This window comes from Actinacidiphila epipremni, from assembly GCF_012034175.1.
GTDB classification, from domain to species: domain Bacteria; phylum Actinomycetota; class Actinomycetes; order Streptomycetales; family Streptomycetaceae; genus Actinacidiphila; species Actinacidiphila epipremni.
The window spans coordinates 41,534-62,935 of record NZ_JAATEJ010000027.1; the positions used below are offsets into that span (position 1 = coordinate 41,534).

The window sequence follows — 21,402 nt, forward strand, 5'->3', positions numbered from 1 at the left end:
CCGCATTGACGTGCGCCGCCGAACCGCCCGGGCCACCCGGCGCCACGGCCGCGCCGGCTGCCCGAGCCACCCGGCCGCCCGAGCCGTGCGCTCAGGCCGCCCCGCGCTGCATCGCCTCGCACACCGCGACGCTCTCGCGTACGCCCAGCTCCAGCGCCCGCCCGCAGTGGCCGATCCATACCGCCATGCCCTCGGGAGTACCCGAGGCGTAGCCCTCCAGGGCGCCGAGATACGCGGCCGTACCCAGTTCCGCGTAGCCGACCTCCGCCGGGCAGATGGACTTCGGGTCCAGCCCGCTGCCGACCAGGACGACCCGTTCGGCGGCCCGCGCGACCGGCCCGTTGAAGGAGCCGAACGGCCGCAGGCTCAGCAGCTCGCCGTGCACGACCGCCGCCACCACCAGCGCGGGCGCCGCCGTGCCGGACACCAGCAGCGCGGCCAGGCCGTCCAGCCGCGCGGTCACCTCGAAGGGCTCCGGCAGGTCCAGCTCCGCCGCGTCGACCAGCGGCTCGTCCACCGGCTCGCCCGCCAGCCGGGGCCGGCCCACCGTCGCGTCGTCGGCCACCCCGCCCGCCGCCACCAGGTGCAGCCGGGCCAGCGCCTGCATCGGCGAGCGCCGCCAGATCCCCAGCAGCTGCCCGGCCTCCGCGGTCAGCCGCAGCGCCGCGCCGACCGTACGCGCCTGCTCGTCGGCGGTGAAGTCGCTGCGCCGGCGCACCTCTTCCAGCGGCCAGTCGGCGCCGGCCAGTGCCGCGGACCCGCGCGCCCCGCGCAGCGCGGCCTCCGAGGCGACCTCGTCCGACCTGCGCCGCATCACCCGGTGGCCGTAGACCTTGTCCACCGCCTGCCGCACGGCGTCGACCGCCTCGGGCACACCGGGCAGCGCGCCGAGAGCGGACAGCGGATCGGTGGACAGCCCCTCGGCGGCGCTGGGGGTATCTCCCGGGTGCAGGCCCGCGGGAGTGTCAGCGTTCGTAGCCATGCCCAAGACCCTACGCACCCTGCGACACGGCAAACGACCACGAACGAGTGGCTTTTGACACTCCGCGCGCACACCAAAAGTAACGACCCGACTACTCTTGGCGAACATGAAGATCGCTTTCGTCGGAAAGGGCGGCAGCGGCAAGTCGACGCTGTCCTCGCTGTTCATCCGTCACCTCGCCGCGGTCCAGGTGCCAGTTGTCGCCGTCGACGCCGACATCAACCAGCATCTGGGGCCCGCGCTCGGGCTCGCCGAGCAGGAGGCCGCCGCACTGCCGGCGCTCGGCGCGCACCTGCCGGAGATCAAGGAGTATCTGCGCGGCGCCAATCCGCGGATCGCCTCCGCCGAGACGATGATCAAGACGACGCCGCCCGGCTCCGGCTCCCGCCTTCTGCGCCTCACCGGCGACGACGACAACCCCGTCTACGCCGCCTGCGCCCGGCCCGTCGCCCTGGACGGCGGCACCGTACGGCTCATGGTGACCGGCCCGTTCGAGGAGTCCGACCTCGGCGTGGCCTGCTACCACTCCAAGGTCGGCGCGGTCGAACTGTGCCTGAACCACCTGGTCGACGGGCGCGACGAATACCTGGTCGTCGACATGACGGCGGGCAGCGACTCCTTCGCCTCCGGCATGTTCACCCGCTTCGACCTGACGTTCCTGGTCGCCGAGCCGACCCGCAAGGGCGTCGCGGTCTACCGGCAGTACCGCGACTACGCCCGCGACTACGGGGTCGCGCTCGCGGTCGTCGGCAACAAGGTGCAGGGCGAGGACGACGTGGCCTTCCTGCGCGACGAGGTCGGCGACGACCTGCTGGTCACCGTGGGCCACTCCGACTGGGTCCGGGCGATGGAAAAAGGCCGCCCGCCGCGGCTGGATTCACTCGAAGAGCGCAACAAGCAGGCGCTGCGGGTGATGCACGAGCGGGCGGACGCCGCGTACGAGGAGCGCGACTGGCGGCGCTACACGCAGCAGATGGCACTTTTCCACAGGAAGAACGCGGAAAGCTGGGGAAACTCCAGGACCGGTGCCGACCTGACGGCCCAGATCGACCCCGGTTTTGTCCTCGACGAGAGCGTGCTCACTGCCCGTCCGGTGTGACGGGTGTCGCCCGCATCAGCGCCGGCCAGCCGCCCTTGGGGGCCGCACCGACGTCCAGGGCGCGCAGCCGGTCGAGGACCTGCGGGTCCTGCAGGTCGAGCCAGTCGGCGAGCTGCTTGAAGGACACGCACCGCACATCCGGCTTCCCGCACACCTCGCGGACGGTGTCCTCGACCGCCTTCAGATACGCGCTGCCGTTCCATGACTCCAGATGGCCGGCGACGACCAGCGGCGCGCGGTTGCCGTCGTACGCGCGCTGGAAGCCGGCGATCAGGCCGTCGTGCATCTGCCGACTCCAGGCGGCGTTCTGCTCGGGGTCCTGGGCGCCGGTGGCCGGGGTACCGGACTGGACGGACAGGAAGCCCTGGTCGGAGGCGGGCGTCTCGACGTCCCGGCCGGGGACGGGCACCTCCTGCTCCGGGAAGTGCCACAGGCCGTCCACCTGCGACGGCCACACCTGCGGCTGCGCGGTCGGGTCGGCGAGATAGCGGAAGCCGGCCGCCTTGGCCGCCGCCGGCAGCCCCGCCGGGTCGCTCAGGCACGGCGGGCGGCCCCCGACGACGCCTTTGGCGTAGTCGAAGGGGAGCGGATCCAGGCCGGTGAGCCCGGTGTCGGTCTTCCACTGCTGCGTGAAGTCCCGCGCCTGCCGGATCTCGCCGGCCCACTCGTCCGCCGTCCACGTCCCCGAGGCGCTGTCTGCGGAATCGGCCGTCCCGGTGGAATCGCCGGAGGCCGCCGAACCGCCGGAATCCCCCGCCGCATCCCCCGCCGCATCCGCCGCCCCGCCGTCCGCACCGCAGAAGTGCGCGTTGAAGTTCGTGCCGATCTCGCTGCCGTCCGCCCAGGCGAGCCGCATCTCCCGCACGGTGTCCGCGACGACACCCCGGTCCGCGGGCAGCCCGGTGTCGGAGGTCCCGCGCGGGTGCCGCGGCGCCGCGTAGAGGTCCTGGCGGCCGGCCGGGAGCAGGCTCGTACCGCTCACGAAGTACGTCATCGCGGCGCCGTCGCGCTCGCCGAACTCGCGGATGTACGACATGAGGTGGCGGTCGTCCTGGACGGCGCCGTCCCAGGAGAAGACGACGAACTGCGGCGGCTGCTCGCCCGGACGCAGCCGGCGGAAGTCGGGCTGGCGCGGCTGCGGGCCGGTGTCGGCGGTGGAGCCGTCGCCGATCAGCTGCCGGACCGGTGGCACCTGCGGCGGGCCCTCGGCGCCGGAACCGCCCGGGCCGCCGGGCCCGTCGAGGCCGGCCGAACCCGCGCCGCCCGAGGAGCAGGCGGTGGCGCCCAGGGCCAGGGCGAGGGCGGCGACACCCGCGGCGACCCGAGCCGTAAAGCCAAAGCGGCCAGGGCGGACCGGGCGGACCGGGCCGAAGGCGTGGGCGGGACGGACAGGGCGGCGACAGCGGCGGGCGGGCGGCTTGCGCACGGCGTGCATACGTACGTACCTCGCATCGCGACGGGTCCGCGCGGTGGGGCGCGGCGGTGACCACACGCCGAACCACGCTGGCACGCTCACCCCCGGTACCCGGCCCGACCGGCCGTTTCATCCACCAAATCACTCGATAGCCGTAAATACCCCGGCTATCCGTCCTTCAGGGTTCACTCTCCGCATTCGATGCATTACCGTCTCTTTACCGGCTCTTGAGCGTAGCGAGTGCTGACGCTCCGCCACCGAGCAGCCCCGCCGCCCACCGAAGGAGACGGGAAATGAAGCTCCGCGCCCCCCACACCGTCCGCACCCCCCACGACGTCCGCACCCCCCACGACGTGTCCGCCTCGCTCACGGTCTTCCTGATCGCCGTCCCGCTCTCCCTCGGCATCGCCCTCGCCACCGGCGCCCCGCTCCAGTCCGGCCTGGTCGCCGCGGTCGTCGGCGGCATCGTCGCCGGCTCCCTCGGCGGCGCCCCGCTCCAGGTCAGCGGCGCCGCCACCAGCCTGGTCGTGGTCACCGCCGACCTCGTGCACCGCTACGGCTGGCGCGCCACCTGCGCCGTCACCGTCCTGGCCGGGCTCGCGCAACTGCTGCTCGGCGCCCTGCGCGTGGCGAGGGCGGCGCTCGCGGTGAGCCCGGCGATCGTGCACGGCATGCTCGCCGGGATCGGCACGGTCATCGCGGTCGGCCAGCTGCATGTGGTGCTGGGCGGCAGCCCCCAGAACTCCACGCTGGCCAACCTCACCGCCCTGCCCGGCCAGCTGACGGACAGCCACCCCGTCACCCCGCTGATCGGCGCGGTCACCGTGGCGGTCCTGCTGGGCTGGCGGCGGCTGCGCGGGCGCGCCGGCGGGATGCTGCGGCGGATCCCGGCGCCGCTGGCCGCCGTTGCGCTCGCGACCGCCGCCTCCGCGGGCCTGTCGGTGCCGCGGGTCGAGCTGCCCGCGTGGCAGGCGCCCGCGCTGCCGCAGCTGCCGCAGGGCCCGGTCCTCGGCGTCGCCGCCGTCGTCCTCACAGTGACGCTGGTGGCGAGCATGGAGTCGCTGCTGTCGGCGGTGGCGGTGGACGCGCTCCAGGCCAGGCTGCCGGCCGCCGAGCAGGTCCCGCCGACCCGGCTGGACCGCGAGCTGCTGGGGCAGGGCGCGGCGAACGTGGCCTCGGGCCTGCTCGGCGGGCTGCCGATCGCCGGCGGCGCGATGCGCGGCTCGGCCAACGTCGAGGCGGGCGCCCGCAGCCGCGGCTCGACGGTGCTGCACGGGGTGTGGGTGCTGGTGTGCGCGGGGCTCGCGGCCGGCCTGCTGGAGGCGATCCCGCTGGCGGCGCTGGCCGCGCTGGTGATGCTGGTCGGCGTGCGCATGGTGAGCTTCGCGCACATCCGCCATGTGCGCCGGCACCGCGAATTCCCCGTCTACGCGGCGACCTTCGGCACGGTCGTCGTCCTCGGCGTGCTGCAAGGGGTGGCGGCCGGCGTCGCGGTGGCCCTCTTCCTGGCGCTGCGCCGCCTGACCCGCACCCGGGTCACCGTGACGCGCGGGCCGCACGGCCACCGGGTGCGGGTGAGCGGGCAGTTGACGTTCCTGGCGGTGCCGCGGCTGAGCCGGGCGCTCGCGCAGGTCCCGGACGGGGCGGACACCGTGGTCGAGCTCGACGGCTCGTTCATGGACCACGCCGCCTACGAGGCGCTCCGCGCGTGGAGCGCGCGGCACCGCTCGCGCGGCGGCCGGGCCGTCGTCGGCGACGACGCGGGCCGCGCCCTGGGCGAACCGGCCGGCGCGCACACCTGCCATCCCTGGACGCCCTGGCGCAACCACCACTGCACGCGCCCCGACGCACTGCCGGCCACCGCCGCCGGGCAGCTGCTCGGCGGGGTCAGCGCCTTCCAGCGCAACACCGCGCCGCTGGTGCGGGAGGAGCTGGCGCGGCTGGCCCGCGAGGGGCAGCGGCCGACCCAGCTCTTCCTCACCTGTGCGGACTCCCGCCTGGTCACCAGCATGATCACCTCCAGCGGGCCGGGCGACCTGTTCACCGTGCGCAATGTCGGCAACCTCATGCCGCCGCCGGGCTCGGACGCCTCCTGCGACTCGGTCGCCGCGGCGGTCGAATACGCGGTGGAGGTGCTGGAGGTCTCCAGCATCACGGTGTGCGGCCACTCCGGCTGCGGGGCGATGCAGGCGCTGCTGACCGCGGGCGAGCCGGGCACGCCGACCCCGCTGACACCATCGAACCCGCCGACCTCCCTGACCGCGCCGACCCCGCTGACCCGCTGGCTGCGGCACGGCCGGCCGAGCCTGGCCCGGATGGGCCGGGCGTACGAGGCCGGTCCCGCGGGCGGCGTCACGCTCGCCGACCGCCCGGTCACCGACGACCACGAGCGGCTCAGCCTCGTCAACGTCGTCCAGCAACTCGACCATCTCACCGCTCACCCGTGCGTGGCACGCCGGGTCCGGGAGGGCACGCTCCACCTCCACGGCATGTATTTCCACGTCGGCGAGGCGCAGGCGTACATCCTCGACCGCGCGACGGGCACCTTCCGTGCGGTACGGCCGGACGGGGCGTCCCCGCCGCCGCCCGCCGCCGCGCCCGACCCGGGACCGGACACGTACGGGCTGACCACAAAGGTCTAAACCATTTTCCGGGTGAACCCTTGTCAGGGTGCCCGAGGACTGGTGAGGTAGTGCCGGGACATCTGGGACACCGTGACAAGGAGCTGGCGTGAGCAGCAACGAGAGCCTGGCGAACCTGCTGAAGGAGGAGCGGCGGTTCGCTCCGCCGGCGGAGCTGACCGAGGCCGCCAACGTCACCGCCGCCGCGTACGAGCAGGCCGCCGCCGACCGGCTGGGGTTCTGGGCGGAGCAGGCCCGGCGGCTGACCTGGGCGACCGAGCCCACGCAGACGCTGGACTGGTCGAACCCGCCCTTTGCCAAGTGGTTCGCCGACGGCGAGCTGAACGTGGCGTACAACTGCGTCGACCGGCATGTCGAGGCCGGCCACGGCGACCGGGTCGCCCTGCACTTCGAGGGCGAGCCGGGCGACAGCCGGGCCATCACCTACGCCGAGCTGAAGGACGAGGTGAGCCGGGCGGCGAACGCGCTGACCGAACTCGGCGTCACCAAGGGCGACCGGGTCGCGGTGTATCTGCCGATGATCCCCGAGGCCGTCGTCGCGATGCTGGCGTGCGCGCGGATCGGCGCGGCCCATTCCGTCGTCTTCGGCGGCTTCTCGGCCGACGCGGTCGCCTCCCGGATCGACGACGCCGACGCCAAGCTCGTCATCACCGCCGACGGCGGCTACCGGCGCGGCAAGCCGTCCGCGCTCAAGCCCGCCATCGACGACGCGGTCGCCCGTACCCCGCAGGTCGAGCATGTGCTGGTGGTCCGCCGCACCGGGCAGGACGTGGACTGGACCGAGGGCCGGGACGTGTGGTGGCACGAGATCACCGGCCGGCAGTCCGCCGAGCACACCCCCGAGGCGTTCGAGGCCGAGCACCCGCTGTTCATCCTCTACACCTCGGGCACCACGGGTAAGCCCAAGGGCATCCTGCACACCTCCGGCGGCTACCTGACGCAGGCCAGCTACACCCACCACGCGGTCTTCGACCTCAAGCCGGAGACGGACGTCTACTGGTGCACCGCCGACATCGGCTGGGTCACCGGCCACTCGTACATCGTCTACGGGCCGCTGTCGAACGGCGCCACGCAGGTCATCTACGAGGGCACCCCGGACACCCCGCACCAGGGCCGGTTCTGGGAGATCGTGCAGAAGTACGGCGTCACGATCCTCTACACCGCGCCCACCGCGATCCGCACGTTCATGAAGTGGGGCGACGCCATCCCGGCGAAGTTCGACCTGAGCAGCCTGCGGGTCCTCGGCAGCGTCGGCGAGCCGATCAACCCCGAGGCGTGGATCTGGTACCGCGAGAACATCGGCGCCGGCAGGACGCCGGTCGTGGACACCTGGTGGCAGACCGAGACCGGCGCGATGATGATCAGCCCGCTGCCGGGCGTCACCGCCGCCAAGCCCGGCTCCGCGCAGACCCCGCTGCCCGGCGTCGCGGCCACCGTCGTCGACGACGAGGGCAACGAGGTGCCCAACGGCTCCGGCGGCTACCTGGTGCTGACCGAGCCGTGGCCGTCGATGCTGCGCACCATCTGGGGCGACGACCAGCGCTACATCGACACCTACTGGTCGCGTTTCACCGGCCGCTACTTCGCCGGCGACGGCGCGAAGAAGGACGACGACGGCGACATCTGGCTGCTCGGCCGGGTCGACGACGTGATGCTGGTGTCGGGCCACAACATCTCCACCACCGAGGTCGAGTCGGCGCTGGTGTCGCATCCGAAGGTCGCCGAGTCCGCGGTCGTCGGCGCCGCCGACGAGACGACGGGGCAGGCCATCGTCGCCTTCGTCATCCTGCGCGGCTCCGCGGAGGACAGCGCCGACCTGGTGGCGGCCCTGCGCGACCACGTCGGCAAGACGCTCGGCCCGATCGCCAAGCCCAAGCGCATCCTGGTGGTCTCCGAGCTGCCCAAGACCCGCTCCGGCAAGATCATGCGCCGCCTGCTGCGGGACGTCGCGGAGAACAGGGCGCTGGGCGACGTCACGACGCTGACCGACTCCTCCGTCATGGAGATCATCCAGAGCAAGCTGCCGAGCGCGCCCAGCGAGGACTGACGCGCCGGGCCCTGACCGCGCGTCACCCGCCCGGCCCAGCAGCCGGCACCCCTGCGCAGGGCGCCCCGTCCGGAACACCGGCGGGGCGCCCTGCGCCTGTTCTCGGCGGGTACGCCCGGGGCCCGGCCCTTTGCCCAGGTTGCCCGGGCTCGCCCAACCGGCCCGCCGCGACGGCGGACCTGACACCATCTGAGGCATGATCGGGTATGAGTGGACGCAGTGGACGACGCGATGACGGAGGACGCGATGAGCGCAGCGCAGAACGGTGACAGTCGCAGCATCGGGCAGCTGTTCGCCGCCGCCACGGCGGAGATGAGCGCCCTGGTGCACGACGAGATCGCGCTGGCCAAGGCGGAGCTCCGGCAGGACGCCAAGCGCGCGGCCTTCGGCAGCGCGGCGGTCGTCGCCGCGCTGGCCCTCGCGCTGTTCTCGGTGCCGATGCTGAGCCTGGCCGCCGCGTGGGGGCTCAAGGCGCTGGGCATCACGACGGGCTGGGCCTTCCTCATCGTCTTCGGCGCGTACGTGCTGCTCGCGCTGATCCTCGGCGCGATCGCGTACTCCCGCTTCAAGGCCGTCAAGAAGCCGGAGCGGTCCATCACTTCGGCCAAGCAGACCGCCGCGGTGCTGCAGAAGGCCAAGCCGCACCCGCGCGAGCTGAACGGCGGCGCGCCGGCGCTGGGCAGCGGCGCCACCGAGGCGTCCAGGACCTCGCGGCTGCTGCCCCCGGCGGACGCCACGGCGAGCGGCAATCTGTGACACGCTCTGGGGCATGAACCTCGCCGAGAGCTCGGGAAACCCGTGGAGCAGGGGCGGGTCGAGCGCGTCGGTGATCCGGCCGGACGGCCCCTGGACCCACCGCGACGTCGCGGCCAACGGCGCCCGCTTCCACATCGCGGAGGTCGGCGACGGCCCGCTCGTGCTGTTCCTGCACGGCTTCCCGCAGTTCTGGTGGACCTGGCGGCACCAGCTCACCGCGCTGGCCGACGCCGGCTACCGGGCCGTCGCGATGGACCTGCGGGGCGTCGGCGGCAGCGACCGCACCCCGCGCGGCTACGACCCGGGCAACCTCGCGCTGGACGTGACCGGGGTGATCCGCTCGCTCGGCGAGCCGGACGCCGCGCTCGTCGGCCACGACCTCGGCGGCTACCTGGCCTGGACGGCGGCGGCGATGCGGCCCAAGCTCGTCCGCCGGCTCGCGGTGTGCTCGATGCCGCACCCGCGCCGCTGGCGCACCGCGATGCTCACCGACCTGCGGCAGAGCCGCGCCGGGGCGTACATCTGGGGCTTCCAGCGGCCGTGGCTGCCCGAGCGGCAGCTGGTCGCGGACGACGCCGCGCTGGTCGGCGAGCTGATCCACTCCTGGTCCGGGCCCTCGCTGCCGGACGAGGAGGCGCTGGGCGTCTACCGGCGGGCGATGCAGATCCCCTCGACGGCGCACTGCACGGTGGAGCCGTACCGCTGGATGGTGCGCTCGATGCTGCGGCCGGACGGCATCCAGTTCAACCGCCGGATGAAGCGGCCGGTGCGGGTGCCGACGCTGCACCTGCACGGTTCGCTCGACCCGGTGGTGCGCACCGGCAGCGCGGCGGGCAGCGGGGAGTACGTGGAGGCGCCCTACCGCTGGCGGCTCTTCGACGGGCTCGGGCACTTCCCGCACGAGGAGGACCCGGCGGCCTTCTCCGCGGAGCTGGTCAACTGGCTCAAGGACCCGGAACCGGACCGCTGAGCCGCCGGTACGCGCCCGGGTCCGTATCTCGCTGTCCCGCCGCCCCGCCGTCTAGCCGTCTCGCCCGCGTCCGCCGCCGTGGCCCCGCCCGCGCCTGGCCCGGCGCTGCAACGTAACCGCACTGATACGACAAGCTCACGATCATTTGAAATGCCGGGCGCATAGGCCAACAGGACCAGCACACGGCGATTACGGACCATTCGGCGCGGGCACGTAGCTTCGTATGGGTTGGACGCACGACTACCGTGATGTGTCACGCACTCCTCGCCGCAGCGCCGCCGTCGCCGGCAGCACGGCTCCCATGGAGCTCTTCCCGCCGGGCGAGGCCCGGCTGGGCATCCCCCGGATCCTGCGCCGCCGCGCCCGCTGGGTCGGCGCCAGGCTCCGGCACTCCCGCGGCTGACCGGGGCCGGGGCCCCGGCCCCGGCCTCACAGCGCGCAGCCCTGGCTGTCCACCCGCTGGTCCGCGGTACGGCCCGCCGCCACGTCGGGCGCGACCTCGTCGGCGGTGAGCGCGTAGCCGGTGTTGGAGTCGTCCAGCGACTTGGCGAAGACGACGCCGGCGACCTTGCCGTCCGGGGTGAGCAGCGGACCGCCCGAGTTGCCCTGCCGTACGGTCGCGTACAGCGAGTAGACGTCGCGGTGCACGGTGCCCCGGTGGTAGATGTCGGGCCCGTTGGCGCGGATACGGTCCCGGACGCGGGCGGCGCGCACGTCGAAGCCGCCGTTCTCCGGGAAGCCGGCGACGATGGCGTCGTCGCGGGTGTGCTCGTCGGTGGTGGCGAAGTGCAGCGCCGGCGCGTCCAGGCCCGGCACGTCCAGGACGGCGATGTCGCGCTGCCAGTCGTAGAGGACCACGCGCGCGTCATGCAGCTTGCCCTTGCCGTCGACCTGCACGGTCGGCTCCGACACGCCGCCGACGACATGGGCGTTCGTCATGACCCTGTCCTTGGCGAAGACAAAGCCGGAGCCCTCCAGCACCTTGCCGCAGCCGGGCGCGGTGCCGACGACCTTGACGATGCTGCGCCGGGCCGTCGTGACGACCGGGTTGTTGACCAGCGCCGGGTCGGGGGCGGGCACCGAGGTGATCGGCTCGGCGCCGAACGTGCCGAAGACCTGCGGCAGGCCGTTCTGCGCGAGGGTGGAGCTGAAGTTGTCGAACCACGAGTCGGCCTGCGAGGGCACCACCCGCGACACCCCGAGCAGCACCTTCGACGAGCGCACCTCGCGCCCTATCGTCGGCAGCGCCGTGGTGGCCAGCGCGCTGCCGATCAGCCACGCCACCAGCAGCATCGCCAGGACGTTGACCAGCGCCCCGCCGCTGGCGTCGATCGCCCGGGCGGGCGACCAGGTGATCTTGGTGCGGACCTTGTTGCCCAGGTGGGTGGTGAACGCCTGGCCGACCGAGGCGCACACGATGACGATCGCCACCGCCGTGAGCGCCGCCGCCGAGCCCGGCGTCGCGTCGCCCGTCGCCCGGTCCCACAGCAGCGGCAGCAGGTAGATCGCCAGCAGCCCGCCGCCGATGAAGCCGACCACCGACATGACGCCCACGACGAAGCCCTGCCGGTAGCCGACCACGGCGAACCAGACAGCGGCGAGGATGAGCAGGAAGTCCAGCACGTTCACGAGGGACACGGTCTCACGCGGAGCTGAGCGCGTGGGACCGTACGGGCGTAAACGGGCCGGTGGGGCGAAACGTCAGGCCGGCTGAGGTCTGCTGAGGTCAGGTGGGCTCGGGTCTGCTGAGGTCAGGTGGGCTCAGGTCGGCTCGGCTCAGGTCAGCTCGACCGTGCGTTCCTCGTCCCACGCGCGCTCCCAGCCGGCGAAGTGCAGGATCTTGTCGATCAGGCCCGCCGTGAAGCCCCACACCAGCGCGTCCTGGACCAGGAACGCCGGGCTGCGGAAGCCGCTGGGGTGGACGCACGTGGCGCGGTTGGCCGGGTCGGCGAGGTCGGCGAGCGGCACCCGGAAGACCCGGGCGGTCTCCGCCGGGTCCACCGCGGCGACCGGGCTCGGCTCGCGCCACCAGCCCAGCACGGGCGTCACGACGAAGCCGCTGACCGGGATGTAGAGCCGCGGCAGCACACCGAAGAGCTGGACGCCCGCCGGATCCAGGCCGGTCTCCTCGCGGGCCTCGCGCAGGGCGGCGCGCAGCGGCCCCTCCCCGTCCGGGTCGCCGTCCTGCGGGTCGAGCGCGCCGCCGGGGAAGGACGGCTGGCCCGCGTGCGAGCGCAGGGCGGCGGACCGCTCGATGAGCAGCAGGTCGGGGCGGGTGCCGGCCGGCGTGGTGCCGGGCGCCCCGGGCGGGGCGGGGCGCTCGCCGAAGAGGATGAGCACGGCGGACTGCCGGCCGCCGGCCGGGGGCGGCAGGAAGCGGCTGAGCTGCTCGGGGCGTATGCGGTCGGCCGCCGCGGCGACCGGGGCGAGCCAGCCGGGCAGGCCCGCCCTGCTCACCTCGACGTCCGCCCCCGCCCCCCGGGCCTGCGTCATGAGGCCGCCAGCGGGGGCGCGGGCTGCCCGGGGTAGTCCGGCGGGGGCTTGAGCCGCTGGCCGGGCGCGCCGCCCTTCTCGTACTTGAGCAGCTTCTTCGCCTTCTCCGGGTCCATCTCGCCCTCGCCGTACGACGGGCACAGCGGTGCGATCGGGCAGGCGCCGCACGCGGGCTTGCGGGCGTGGCAGATGCGGCGGCCGTGGAAGATGACGCGGTGGGACAGCATCGTCCAGTCCGACTTCGGGAACAGGCCCGCCACGTCCCGCTCGATCTGGTCGGGGTCCTCCGACGTCGTCCAACCGAAGCGCCGGGACAGCCGGCCGAAGTGCGTGTCCACGGTGATCCCGGGGACGCCGAAGGCGTTGCCCAGCACGACGTTGGCGGTCTTGCGGCCGACGCCGGGCAGCTTGACCAGGTCCTCTATGCGGCCCGGCACCTCGCCGCCGAAGTCGTCGCGCAGCGCCGCCGACAGGCCCAGCACCGCGCGCGTCTTGGCCCGGAAGAAGCCGGTGGGCCGCAGGATCTCCTCCAGCTCCTCCGGCTTGGCCGCCGCCATCGCCTCGGGCGTCGGATACAGCGCGAAGAGCGCCGGCGTCGTCTGGTTGACCCGCAGGTCGGTGGTCTGCGCCGACAGCACGGTGGCAATCAGCAGCTGGAAGGGGTTCTCGAAATCCAGCTCGGGATGCGCATACGGATACACCTCGGCCAGCTCGCGGTTGATCCGCCGGGCCTGCCGTACGAGCCCCGCATGCGTCTGCGCGACCTTCGCCTTCTTCTTGACCGCGACCGCGCCGGCCGGGGCCGCCGTGCCGTTCGCGCCGTTCCTCGTCGCCATGCCGCCAGACTACGGGCCGCCACCGACACCGGGCGGCGATCCGGGTGAGCCGCCGCGGAAGCTGTTCGCTGACAGCGGAAAACGGCCGCGGGGCCACTCGTATGGCCGCCGCCGGGCGTGCGCGAGGGGGCCGATCGGCCCCCCGGGGCACTCGCGCGACCGCGGATAAGACATCCTTGTGATTGATCGCACTGTTTGATACGTCATGCATCATGGGGACATCCCAGCGATGTCGACAAGGAGAGAGCTCGTGGACGACGTTCTGCGCCGTGCCCCGCTTTTCGCGGCGCTCGACGACGAGCAGGCCGCTGAACTGCGTGCCTCCATGACCGAGGTCACGCTCGCACGTGGCGATTCGCTGTTCCACGAGGGCGACCCCGGGGACCGGCTGTACGTCGTCACCGAAGGCAAGGTGAAGCTGCACCGCACCTCCCCCGACGGCCGGGAGAACATGCTGGCCGTCGTCGGTCCGGGAGAGCTGATCGGTGAGCTGTCGCTCTTCGACCCCGGCCCGCGGACGGCCACCGCCACCGCGCTGACCGAGGTCAAGCTGCTCGGCCTCGGCCACGGCGACCTCCAGCCCTGGCTCAACGTCCGGCCCGAGGTCTCCACCGCGCTGCTGCGCGCGGTCGCCCGCCGGCTGCGCCGCACCAACGACGTCATGTCCGACCTGGTCTTCTCCGACGTGCCCGGGCGTGTCGCCAAGGCGCTGCTCGACCTCTCCCGCCGCTTCGGCGTGCAGTCGGAGGAGGGCATCCACGTCGTGCACGACCTGACGCAGGAGGAGCTGGCGCAGCTCGTCGGCGCGTCGCGCGAGACGGTGAACAAGGCGCTCGCCGACTTCGCCGGGCGCGGCTGGCTGCGGCTCGAAGCGCGTGCGGTGATCCTGCTCGACGTGGAGCGGCTGGCCAAGCGCAGCCGCTGATACCTGGCCGGGGCTTTCGCTCCCTCTTACGGCCGGCCGCCGCGCTTTACGCCTGGCCCCGCGCCTTGCGCCTGGCCCCCGCGCCGGTCCCGGAAGTCCTTCGGGGCGGCGCGGGGGCTTCGTGCTGCCCGGGGGCTTCGCGCCGCCGGGCGCTGCTACGGCCGGGCGCTCACCAGGCGAGCTGGTCCAGCTCGTCCGTCACCGCCGCGGCTGCCGGGCTCGCGGGGTCGATGAGGGCGTAGTGGCCGGTGCCGGGCAGCCACGCCATGACGACCTCCTCCCCCGCTGCCGCCGCCGCGCCCGCGAAAGCCCGGCTGACCTGCGGTGGGACCTCACTGTCAGTGGTGCCGTGCACGATGGTGACGGCGATACCGGTGGGCAGCAGCGCGGCGGGGTCGGCGTACGAGAGCCGGGCGGTGCGGTGGCCGGGGCCGCCGAGCAGGTCGGTGACGGCGTCGGAGCACACCCGCAGCCGGATCGCCGAGGTGAGGTCGGCGATCGGGGCGAGCGCCACGACGCCGCGGAGCGGGGGAGGTGACGGGCGGTGCCAGGGGGAATCGGCGGGCAGTACGTGCCGGGCGGCGGCCCACAGCGCGAGGTGGCCGCCCGCGCTGTGCCCGGCCAGGACGACGCGGCGCGGGTCGGCGTGCTCCGGGCCCAGCGTCCGTACGGCCAGGTCGGGCAGGGCGTCGACGGCGGCGGCGACGTCGTCGAAGGTGTCGGGCCAGCGCCCCGCGGCGGGCGGCGGCTGGGAGCCGGAGCCGTCGGCGCTGTCCTGGGCGGCGTCCTCAGAGCGCCTGGGCGGGCCGTCCGCGCCCTCGGGCGCCGGGCCGCGCCGGTATTCCACCGAGGCCACCGCGAAGCCGTGTGCGGCCAGCCGGGCGGCCAGCGGCGAGAGGTGGGCGCGGCCGTAGCGCTGCCGCCAGGCGCCGCCGTGGAAGAGGGCGACGAGCGGCGCGGGCCGGCCGCCGGGGCGCCGTACCCGGGGGCGGTAGAAGTCGACGACCTGGTCCGGGTGGTCGCCGTAGGCGGCGGTGGCGTCGGGCGGCACCGCCGGGTGCGCGAAGGCCGACGCCTCCTCCGCCTCGGCCGCCTCGGCCTGGGAAGCGGGCGGCGGCGGGGCGGGGTCGGCGGTCATCGGTCAGGGCGTTCCTTCTCGTACGGGGGCCGGCGCGGGGTCCGCGCCCGGGTCGGTGCTCGGCTCCGCGCTCATGTCCGGGGCCGGGGCGTCGGGGGCTGCGGTGTCGCGGGTAGCGGTGGTGGCGGCTGGGGCGTCGCGGCTGTCGGAGGTCGCGGTCGGTGTGCCCGGCTGCGCCGTCAGCTCGGCCAGGGTGCGGGCGGCGCGCAGGGCGTCCGCGTAGCGCGTGTAGAGCGGGGTGAAGCCGAAGCGCAGTACGTCGGGCCGCCGGAAGTCGCCGACGACGCCGCGCGCGGTCAGCTCCCGCATGACGTCCCTGGCGGCGGCGCAGCGCAGCGACACCTGGCTGCCGCGCTGCTCGTGCGGCGCGGGCGTGACGGACTCCACGCGCCCGGGCGGCACGAGCGCGGCCACGCACTCCAGGAAGAAGTCGGTGAGGGCCAGGCTCTTGGCCCGCACGGCGTCGATGCCCACCCCGTCCCACACGTCGAGGGCGGCGTCCAGGGCCAGCAGCGACAGGATTTCCGGGGTGCCGACCCGGCCGCGCGGCGCGCCCGCGGCGGGCTCGTAGCCGGAGCTCATGGCGAAGGGGTCGGCGTGCGAGTTCCAGCCGGGCAGCGGCGAGTCGAAGAGCGGCTGGAGCGCGCGGCGGACGTAGAGGTAGGCGGGCGCGCCGGGCCCGCCGTTGAGGTATTTGTACGTGCATCCGACGGCGAGGTCGGCCTCGGCGGCGTCCAGCCCGACCGGCAGCGCGCCGGCGCTGTGGCACAGGTCCCACACGGCGAGCGCGCCGGCGGCGTGCAGGGCCGCGGTGGTGCCCGGCAGGTCGTGCAGCCGCCCGGTGCGGTAGTCGACGTGGTTGACCAGCGCGACGGCGGTGCGCTCGCCGGCCGTCACCGCCATCTCCGCGGCCGGCACCGCCCGTACGGTGTGGCCGGTCAGCCGGGCGGCGGAGGCGGCGATGTAGCCGTCGGTGGGGAAGGTCGCGGCGTCCACCAGGATCTCGGTCCGGCCGGGCCTGGCCATCCGGACGGCGGCGACGAGCGCCTTGAAGACGTTGACGCTGGTCGAGTCGCCCACGACGACCTGGCCGGGGGCGGCACCGACGAGCGGGGCGATACGGTCGCCGATCCGCTCGGGTGCGGTCCACCAGCCGCTCTCCTCCCAGGACCTGATGCGCAGCTCGCCCCACTCGCGGGTGACGACGTCGGCCAGGCGCGGCAGGACGGAGGTGGGCAGCGCGCCGAGCGAGTTGCCGTCGAGGTAGACAGTGTCCTCGTCGAGCGCGAACCGGCCGCGGACGGCCCCGAGCGGGTCGGCGGCGTCCAGCGCGGCAGCCCGGGCGTCGAGGCCGGCGGGGCCTTGCGGGCCCGGGCGCTGCGGGCCGGCAGCACCTCGGGCGTCCAGGCCCGGCGCGGGGCTCGCGGCCGGCGGGGCGTCCTGGCCCGGCGCGGGCGGGGCGTCGTACGGGAGGGGCTCAGACATGGCTGCGGGCCGTCCACAGTTCGGGGAAGACGTTCTTCGTGGCCCGCTTCTCCAGCCAGGCCACCCCCGCCGAGCCGCCGGTGCCCACCTTCGCGCCCATCGCGCGCCGGGTCGCCACGAGGTGGTCGTTGCGCCAGCGCCAGACGTATTCGGCGATGTCGGTCAGGGTCTCGCCGAGCCGCATGAGGTCGGAGTCCTGGTCGTCGGCGGCGTAGACGCGCTGCCAGGCCCGCTCGACCTCCGGGTGCGGCTCGTAGTGCTGCGTGAGGTCGCGGTCGAGGACGTCCGCGGGGATGCGGTAGCCGCGCCGGTCCAGCAGCCGCAGGACCTCGTCGTACAGGCTCGGCTCGCTGAGCGCCTTCTCCAGTTCGGCGTGCGCGCGGGGTGTGCCGCGGTGCGGGACGAGCATGGAGGCGGACTTCTCGCCGAGCAGGAATTCCACGTGGCGGTACATCGCGGACTGGAAGCCGGAGCCCTCGCCGAGCGCGGATCGGTAGGCGTTGAACTGCCCGGGCGTCAGATGGGCGATCGGCTTCCAGGAGCCGTTGAGCGCCTCCAGCTCCGGCAGGCTGCGGTGCAGCGCCGCCATCGCGGTGGGCAGGTCGTCCTGGCGCAGTGCCCGGGCCGCGGTGGTCCATTCGTGGACCAGCAGCGTGAACCACAGCTCCATGACCTGGGTGGTGACCAGGAAGGCCATCTCGCCGGGCTCGTCGGACAGCGGGTGCTGCAGATGGGTGAGCACGGACGCCTGCACGTAGTCCTCGTACGGCGTGCTGCCCTCGAACGAGAGGTTCGGGGTCGCCGCCTCGTCGGTCGGGTGGTGGGACATGGTTACCTCCAGTGCGGGTGCCCGGGGTCACCGGGCCACGCCGCGATCATCGGCCGTGGGCGCGGATCCGGCAAGGCCGGCCGCGGCGTGCCGCGGCACCCGACGGCCTGCCTCACCGGGGAGGATGCCCGCTCGGCCGCCCGTTCGGCCGCCTGCTCGGCGGAGGTGTGCCGTCCTGCGGCGGCAGGAGCCGTCAGGGGACGGGAGGCCCGGAGATGTAGTGGCCCTTGGCGTCGTACGGCCACTGGTTGGCGACACAGCCCTTGAGGCCCTTGATCTGCTGCATCATCACCGGCGCGGGCTTGCCCGGCCCCGGGCAGCCCTCGTGGTGGTGGCCGATGCGGTGGCCGACCTCGTGGTTGATGATCAGCGCGCGATAGCCGTCGATCGGGCCGTCGAACTCGGGCGAGCCGAGCATCCAGCGCTTGAGGTTGACCACGACGGTCGGGCCGACGTCGCAGTTGACCTCGCCGCGGGTGAGCAGGCCGGCGGCGCCGCATATCCGGTCCACGGTGTCGGGCGTGGCGATCTTGATGACGAAGTCGGCGTGCCCGGAGGAGACCAGCTGGAAGCCGTCATGGCCGTCGGCGGTCCAGCCGCGCGGGTTGGCCAGGATGTCGGCGATCTCGTGCGCGGCGTCGGTCGCGGACAGGGTGATACCGCCCTCGACCTCGACCTTGTAGCGCCGGATGATGCCGCGGCCCGAGGCCGTGCCGTTGGCCTTGGCGGTGCTGAAGCTGCCGCTGCCGTGCTGGGGCACCGACGTCGGGGCGGGCGTGGGAGAGGTGGTCGGCGCGGCGGACCGTGACGTACGGCCGGTCGTCGGGGTGCCTGCCGGGTGGGAGGCGAGGGTCTGGCCGCCGCGGTTCGAGGCGGCGGAGGGCGGCGTACTCGCCGTGGCGCCGGCGGCGCGGTCCGGCGCGGCGGCCTCCGCGGTGTCGCGGGACTTGTGCCAGGCGGCGTATCCGGCGCTCGCGCCGAGGACGAGGATGACGACCAGGCTCAGCGGCCCGGCTATCGAGGCGCGTCTCTTCGCCCGCCGCCGGCCGTGCCGGTGGCGGCTCCGCTGTGCTGACAAGGACTCCCCCTGGTGCCGCGCAGCGCAGGGGGCGGCCACGACCCAGGCCCCCCGATCCGGCCCCCCGTGGTGCATCCCGTGCTGCGAGTGGACATGCGATCGGACCTGCGCGTGAACGACACGAACTACTCGGGGCAACAATCGCACAGGGGTACGCCGCCGCGGCGCGCGCCCCCCTTCTGTGGCGATACTGCGACATTGCGACATTGCGCCCGCGAGCAGGCGCAAGGGGACGCCGGGGAGGGTGAGGGGGGCGCGGCGGGTGCCGGCTCAGAGCGTCAACTCAGGGTGCCGGCTCTCGGTGTCAGCTCTCGGTGTCAGCTCAGGGTGTCGGCGGCGGTCGGTGAGCTGTCGCGCAGGAAGGTCGTGCAGCGCTCGTACTCGTCCTTCTCGCCGATCGCCTGCGCGGCGCGCCCGAGGGCGTACAGGGAGCGCAGGAAGCCGCGGTTGGGCTCGTGCTCGAACGGCACCGGGCCGTGGCCCTTCCAGCCGGCCCGGCGCAGCGCGTCCAGGCCGCGGTGGTAGCCGGTGCGGGCGTAGGCGTAGGACTCCACCGGGCGCCCGGCCTCGTAGGCCTCGTCGGCCAGCCGCGCCCAGGCCAGCGACGACGCCGGGTACTTCGCCGCGACGTCGGCGGGATCGGCGCCGGAGGCGAGCAGTTCGCGCGGCTCGGGGTCGTCGGGCAGATGGGTGGGGGCCGGACCCCCGAGCAGGTTCTCGTGATTGGGCATGCGTTCCAGTCTGCCCGAGCCCGCACGCGAAGGGGCCCCCGGCGTCCGCCGAGAGCCCCGAACCGTATCCCGCGTCCGAACCGTATGCCGCGCCCTGCCCGGTATCCGGCGGGCGTCGCGGGCTACTTGCGCTTGTTGCCCGCTGAGCGCAGGTTCTCCGCGGCGACGACGACCCGGGCGGCCATGCCCGCCTCGGCGGACTTGCCCCACACCCGCGGGTCGTACGCCTTCTTGTTGCCGACCTCGCCGTCGACCTTCAGCACACCGTCGTAGTTCTGGAACATGTGCGCCGCTACCGGCCGCGTGAAGGCGTACTGCAGGTCGGTGTCGATGTTCATCTTCACCACGCCGTTCTCCAGCGCCTCCTCGATCTCCTCGATCGTGGAGCCGGAGCCGCCGTGGAAGACGAAGTCGAACGGGCTGGCCTTGCCGTACTTCTGCGCGACGGCGTCCTGCAACTCCTTCAGGATGCTCGGCCGCAGCACCACGTTGCCCGGCTTGTAGACGCCGTGGACGTTGCCGAAGGAGGCGGCCAGCAGGTAGCGGCCCTGCTCGCCGAGGCCCACGGCCTCGACGGTGCGGAAGGCGTCGTCGACCGTGGTGTAGAGGTGCTCGTTGATCTCGTGCGAGACACCGTCCTCCTCGCCGCCGGTCGGGGTGATCTCCATCTCCAGGATGATCTTCGCCTTCGCGGCCTGCGCCAGCAGCTCCTTGGCGATGGCGAGGTTGTCGTCGAGGTTCTCGGCGGAGCCGTCCCACATGTGGGACTGGAAGAGCGGGTTGCGGCCGGCGTCGACGCGCTCCTGCGAGATGGCCAGCAGCGGACGGACATAGCCGTCGAGCTTGTCCTTCGGGCAGTGGTCGGTGTGCAGGGCCACGGTGACCGGGTACTTCTCGGCGACGACATGCGCGAACTCGGCGAGCGCGACGGCGCCGGTGACCATGTCCTTCTTGTACTGGCCGCCCAGGAACTCCGCGCCGCCCGTGGAGATCTGGATGATGCCGTCGCTCTCCGCCTCGGCGAGCCCGCGCAGCGCGGCGTGCAGCGTCTGCGACGAGGTGACGTTGATGGCCGGATAGGCGAACTTCCCCGCCTTCGCCCGGTCCAGCATCTCGTTGTAGACCTCGGGGGTTGCGATGGGCATCGTTTCCGCTCCTCAGATTCGGCGGGGGTGGTGGTGCTGGCGTGGCGACGTCATCGTCGGCCCTATCTTCCCATTCTCGAACGGATACACCACCTCGGTACGGGGCCAGCCCGCCCCGACCTCCCGGGTGTTTCACGTGAAACATCCCAACCTGGACAAAGTCGCAGGTCAGGACGGCTGTGCAGGTGTTACGGCGAAGGGCGTACGGGCCGCCGCCGGACGTGTCGGACCGGCGGCGGCCCGGGGCTCACCTCAGGCCGAGGTCGCCCAGCGTGTACGCGGCGAGATACGGCAGACCCGCCGCCGTAACCTTCGGCTCCGCCCCGCGGTCGACGATGACCGCGACGGCGACGACCTCGGCGCCCGCCTCCCGGGCCGCCTCGACCGCGGTGAGCGGCGAACCGCCGGTCGTCGAGGTGTCCTCGACGACCAGCACCCGGCGGCCGGCGATGTCCGGGCCCTCGATCCGGCGCTGCATGCCGTGCGCCTTGGTGGCCTTGCGCACCACGAAGGCGTCCAGCCGGCGCCCGCGCGCCGCGGCGGCGTGCAGCATCGCACCGGCCACCGGGTCCGCGCCGAGCGTCAGCCCGCCGACCGCGTCGTAGTCCAACTCGGCGGTGAGGTCCAGCATCGCCGCGCCGACCAGCGGCGCGGCCTGCCCGTCCAGGGTGATACGGCGCAGGTCGATGTAGAAGTCGGCCTCCAGCCCGGAGGAGAGGGTCACCTTGCCGTGCACCACGGCCTTGTCCTGGATCTGCTGCAGCAGCGCACTGCGTACGTCGTCGCTCATGCCCACCAGTATCGGGGCTCAGGGCCGCACGGGTGCGCTCGG

Annotated in this window: 19 protein-coding genes; 7 read left to right on the forward strand and 12 right to left on the reverse strand. The window is 73.7% G+C overall.

Annotation, left to right across the window (positions count from 1 at the left end; translation table 11 throughout):
• Positions 1-91: 91 nt before the first annotated feature.
• Positions 92-982 (reverse strand): Fic family protein, encoded by an 891-nt coding sequence (locus tag HCN08_RS27590; RefSeq protein WP_407648899.1) that lies wholly within the window; start codon positions 980-982, stop codon positions 92-94.
• 106 nt (positions 983-1,088) lie between these two features.
• Between HCN08_RS27590 and HCN08_RS27595 the strand changes: the two genes are divergently transcribed.
• Entirely contained in the window at positions 1,089-2,081 is a 993-nt protein-coding gene (locus tag HCN08_RS27595) for an ATP-binding protein (RefSeq protein WP_167985984.1), read from the forward strand.
• Here the strand turns inward: HCN08_RS27595 and HCN08_RS27600 are convergent.
• Positions 2,062-3,516, reverse strand: a complete 1,455-nt coding sequence (locus HCN08_RS27600; RefSeq protein WP_240970497.1) for a polysaccharide deacetylase family protein — start codon at positions 3,514-3,516, stop codon at positions 2,062-2,064. The genes HCN08_RS27595 and HCN08_RS27600 overlap by 20 nt on opposite strands.
• Positions 3,517-3,788: 272 nt before the next feature.
• Here HCN08_RS27600 and HCN08_RS27605 point away from each other — a divergent pair, with 272 nt between their 5' ends.
• From HCN08_RS27605 to HCN08_RS27625, 5 genes are all read left to right on the forward strand, one after another.
• Positions 3,789-6,137 (forward strand): SulP family inorganic anion transporter, encoded by a 2,349-nt coding sequence (locus tag HCN08_RS27605; protein WP_167985985.1) that lies wholly within the window; start codon positions 3,789-3,791, stop codon positions 6,135-6,137.
• Between the two features lie 88 nt (positions 6,138-6,225).
• Positions 6,226-8,184 carry an acetate--CoA ligase gene (acs, locus tag HCN08_RS27610; RefSeq protein ID WP_167985986.1) on the forward strand — a complete coding sequence of 653 codons (1,959 nt, stop codon included), beginning with the start codon at positions 6,226-6,228 and terminating at the stop codon, positions 8,182-8,184.
• A gap of 246 nt (positions 8,185-8,430) precedes the next feature.
• Positions 8,431-8,940: a phage holin family protein gene (locus HCN08_RS27615; RefSeq protein ID WP_167985987.1), complete on the forward strand. Its 510-nt coding sequence runs from the start codon at positions 8,431-8,433 to the stop codon at positions 8,938-8,940.
• Between the two features lie 13 nt (positions 8,941-8,953).
• Entirely contained in the window at positions 8,954-9,910 is a 957-nt protein-coding gene (locus HCN08_RS27620) for an alpha/beta fold hydrolase (RefSeq protein WP_167985988.1), read from the forward strand.
• A 223-nt stretch (positions 9,911-10,133) separates the two neighbouring features.
• Entirely contained in the window at positions 10,134-10,313 is a 180-nt protein-coding gene (locus tag HCN08_RS27625) for a hypothetical protein (protein ID WP_167985989.1), read from the forward strand.
• Between the two features lie 26 nt (positions 10,314-10,339).
• Here the strand turns inward: HCN08_RS27625 and HCN08_RS27630 are convergent, their stop codons facing one another.
• The 3 genes from HCN08_RS27630 to nth all read right to left on the reverse strand — a co-directional run bounded on the left by HCN08_RS27630 (position 10,340) and on the right by nth (position 13,239).
• Positions 10,340-11,539, reverse strand: a complete 1,200-nt coding sequence (locus HCN08_RS27630) for a MarP family serine protease (RefSeq protein WP_167985990.1) — start codon at positions 11,537-11,539, stop codon at positions 10,340-10,342.
• Between the two features lie 147 nt (positions 11,540-11,686).
• Positions 11,687-12,403, reverse strand: coding sequence for an NUDIX hydrolase (locus HCN08_RS27635; RefSeq protein ID WP_167985991.1), 717 nt, complete (start codon positions 12,401-12,403; stop codon positions 11,687-11,689).
• The gene (nth, locus tag HCN08_RS27640) at positions 12,400-13,239 is read right to left on the reverse strand and encodes an endonuclease III (protein ID WP_167985992.1); all 840 of its coding nucleotides are present in this window, start codon (positions 13,237-13,239) and stop codon (positions 12,400-12,402) included. The genes HCN08_RS27635 and nth overlap by 4 nt, the downstream gene beginning before the upstream one ends.
• A gap of 250 nt (positions 13,240-13,489) precedes the next feature.
• On the opposite strand from nth, the gene HCN08_RS27645 reads away from it, so the two are divergent.
• Positions 13,490-14,164, forward strand: coding sequence for a Crp/Fnr family transcriptional regulator (locus HCN08_RS27645; RefSeq protein ID WP_031520125.1), 675 nt, complete (start codon positions 13,490-13,492; stop codon positions 14,162-14,164).
• A gap of 169 nt (positions 14,165-14,333) precedes the next feature.
• Here the strand turns inward: HCN08_RS27645 and HCN08_RS27650 are convergent, their stop codons facing one another.
• From HCN08_RS27650 to pyrE, 7 genes are all read right to left on the reverse strand, one after another.
• Positions 14,334-15,302 (reverse strand): alpha/beta hydrolase family protein, encoded by a 969-nt coding sequence (locus HCN08_RS27650; RefSeq protein ID WP_167985993.1) that lies wholly within the window; start codon positions 15,300-15,302, stop codon positions 14,334-14,336.
• 3 nt (positions 15,303-15,305) lie between these two features.
• The gene (gene kynU / locus HCN08_RS27655) at positions 15,306-16,787 is read right to left on the reverse strand and encodes a kynureninase (RefSeq protein WP_167985994.1); all 1,482 of its coding nucleotides are present in this window, start codon (positions 16,785-16,787) and stop codon (positions 15,306-15,308) included.
• The gene (locus HCN08_RS27660) at positions 16,780-17,616 is read right to left on the reverse strand and encodes a tryptophan 2,3-dioxygenase family protein (RefSeq protein WP_167985995.1); all 837 of its coding nucleotides are present in this window, start codon (positions 17,614-17,616) and stop codon (positions 16,780-16,782) included. The genes kynU and HCN08_RS27660 overlap by 8 nt, the downstream gene beginning before the upstream one ends.
• A gap of 193 nt (positions 17,617-17,809) precedes the next feature.
• Positions 17,810-18,694 carry a DUF3152 domain-containing protein gene (locus HCN08_RS27665; RefSeq protein WP_240970498.1) on the reverse strand — a complete coding sequence of 295 codons (885 nt, stop codon included), beginning with the start codon at positions 18,692-18,694 and terminating at the stop codon, positions 17,810-17,812.
• 317 nt (positions 18,695-19,011) lie between these two features.
• Positions 19,012-19,425 carry a DUF3151 domain-containing protein gene (locus HCN08_RS27670; RefSeq protein WP_167985997.1) on the reverse strand — a complete coding sequence of 138 codons (414 nt, stop codon included), beginning with the start codon at positions 19,423-19,425 and terminating at the stop codon, positions 19,012-19,014.
• Positions 19,426-19,547: 122 nt separating this feature from the next.
• A complete protein-coding gene (gene fbaA, locus HCN08_RS27675) occupies positions 19,548-20,570 on the reverse strand; it encodes a class II fructose-bisphosphate aldolase (RefSeq protein ID WP_167985998.1) in 1,023 nt (340 codons plus the stop codon).
• Positions 20,571-20,817: 247 nt separating this feature from the next.
• The gene (pyrE, locus tag HCN08_RS27680; protein ID WP_167985999.1) at positions 20,818-21,360 is read right to left on the reverse strand and encodes an orotate phosphoribosyltransferase; all 543 of its coding nucleotides are present in this window, start codon (positions 21,358-21,360) and stop codon (positions 20,818-20,820) included.
• Between the last annotated feature and the right edge of the window lie 42 nt (positions 21,361-21,402).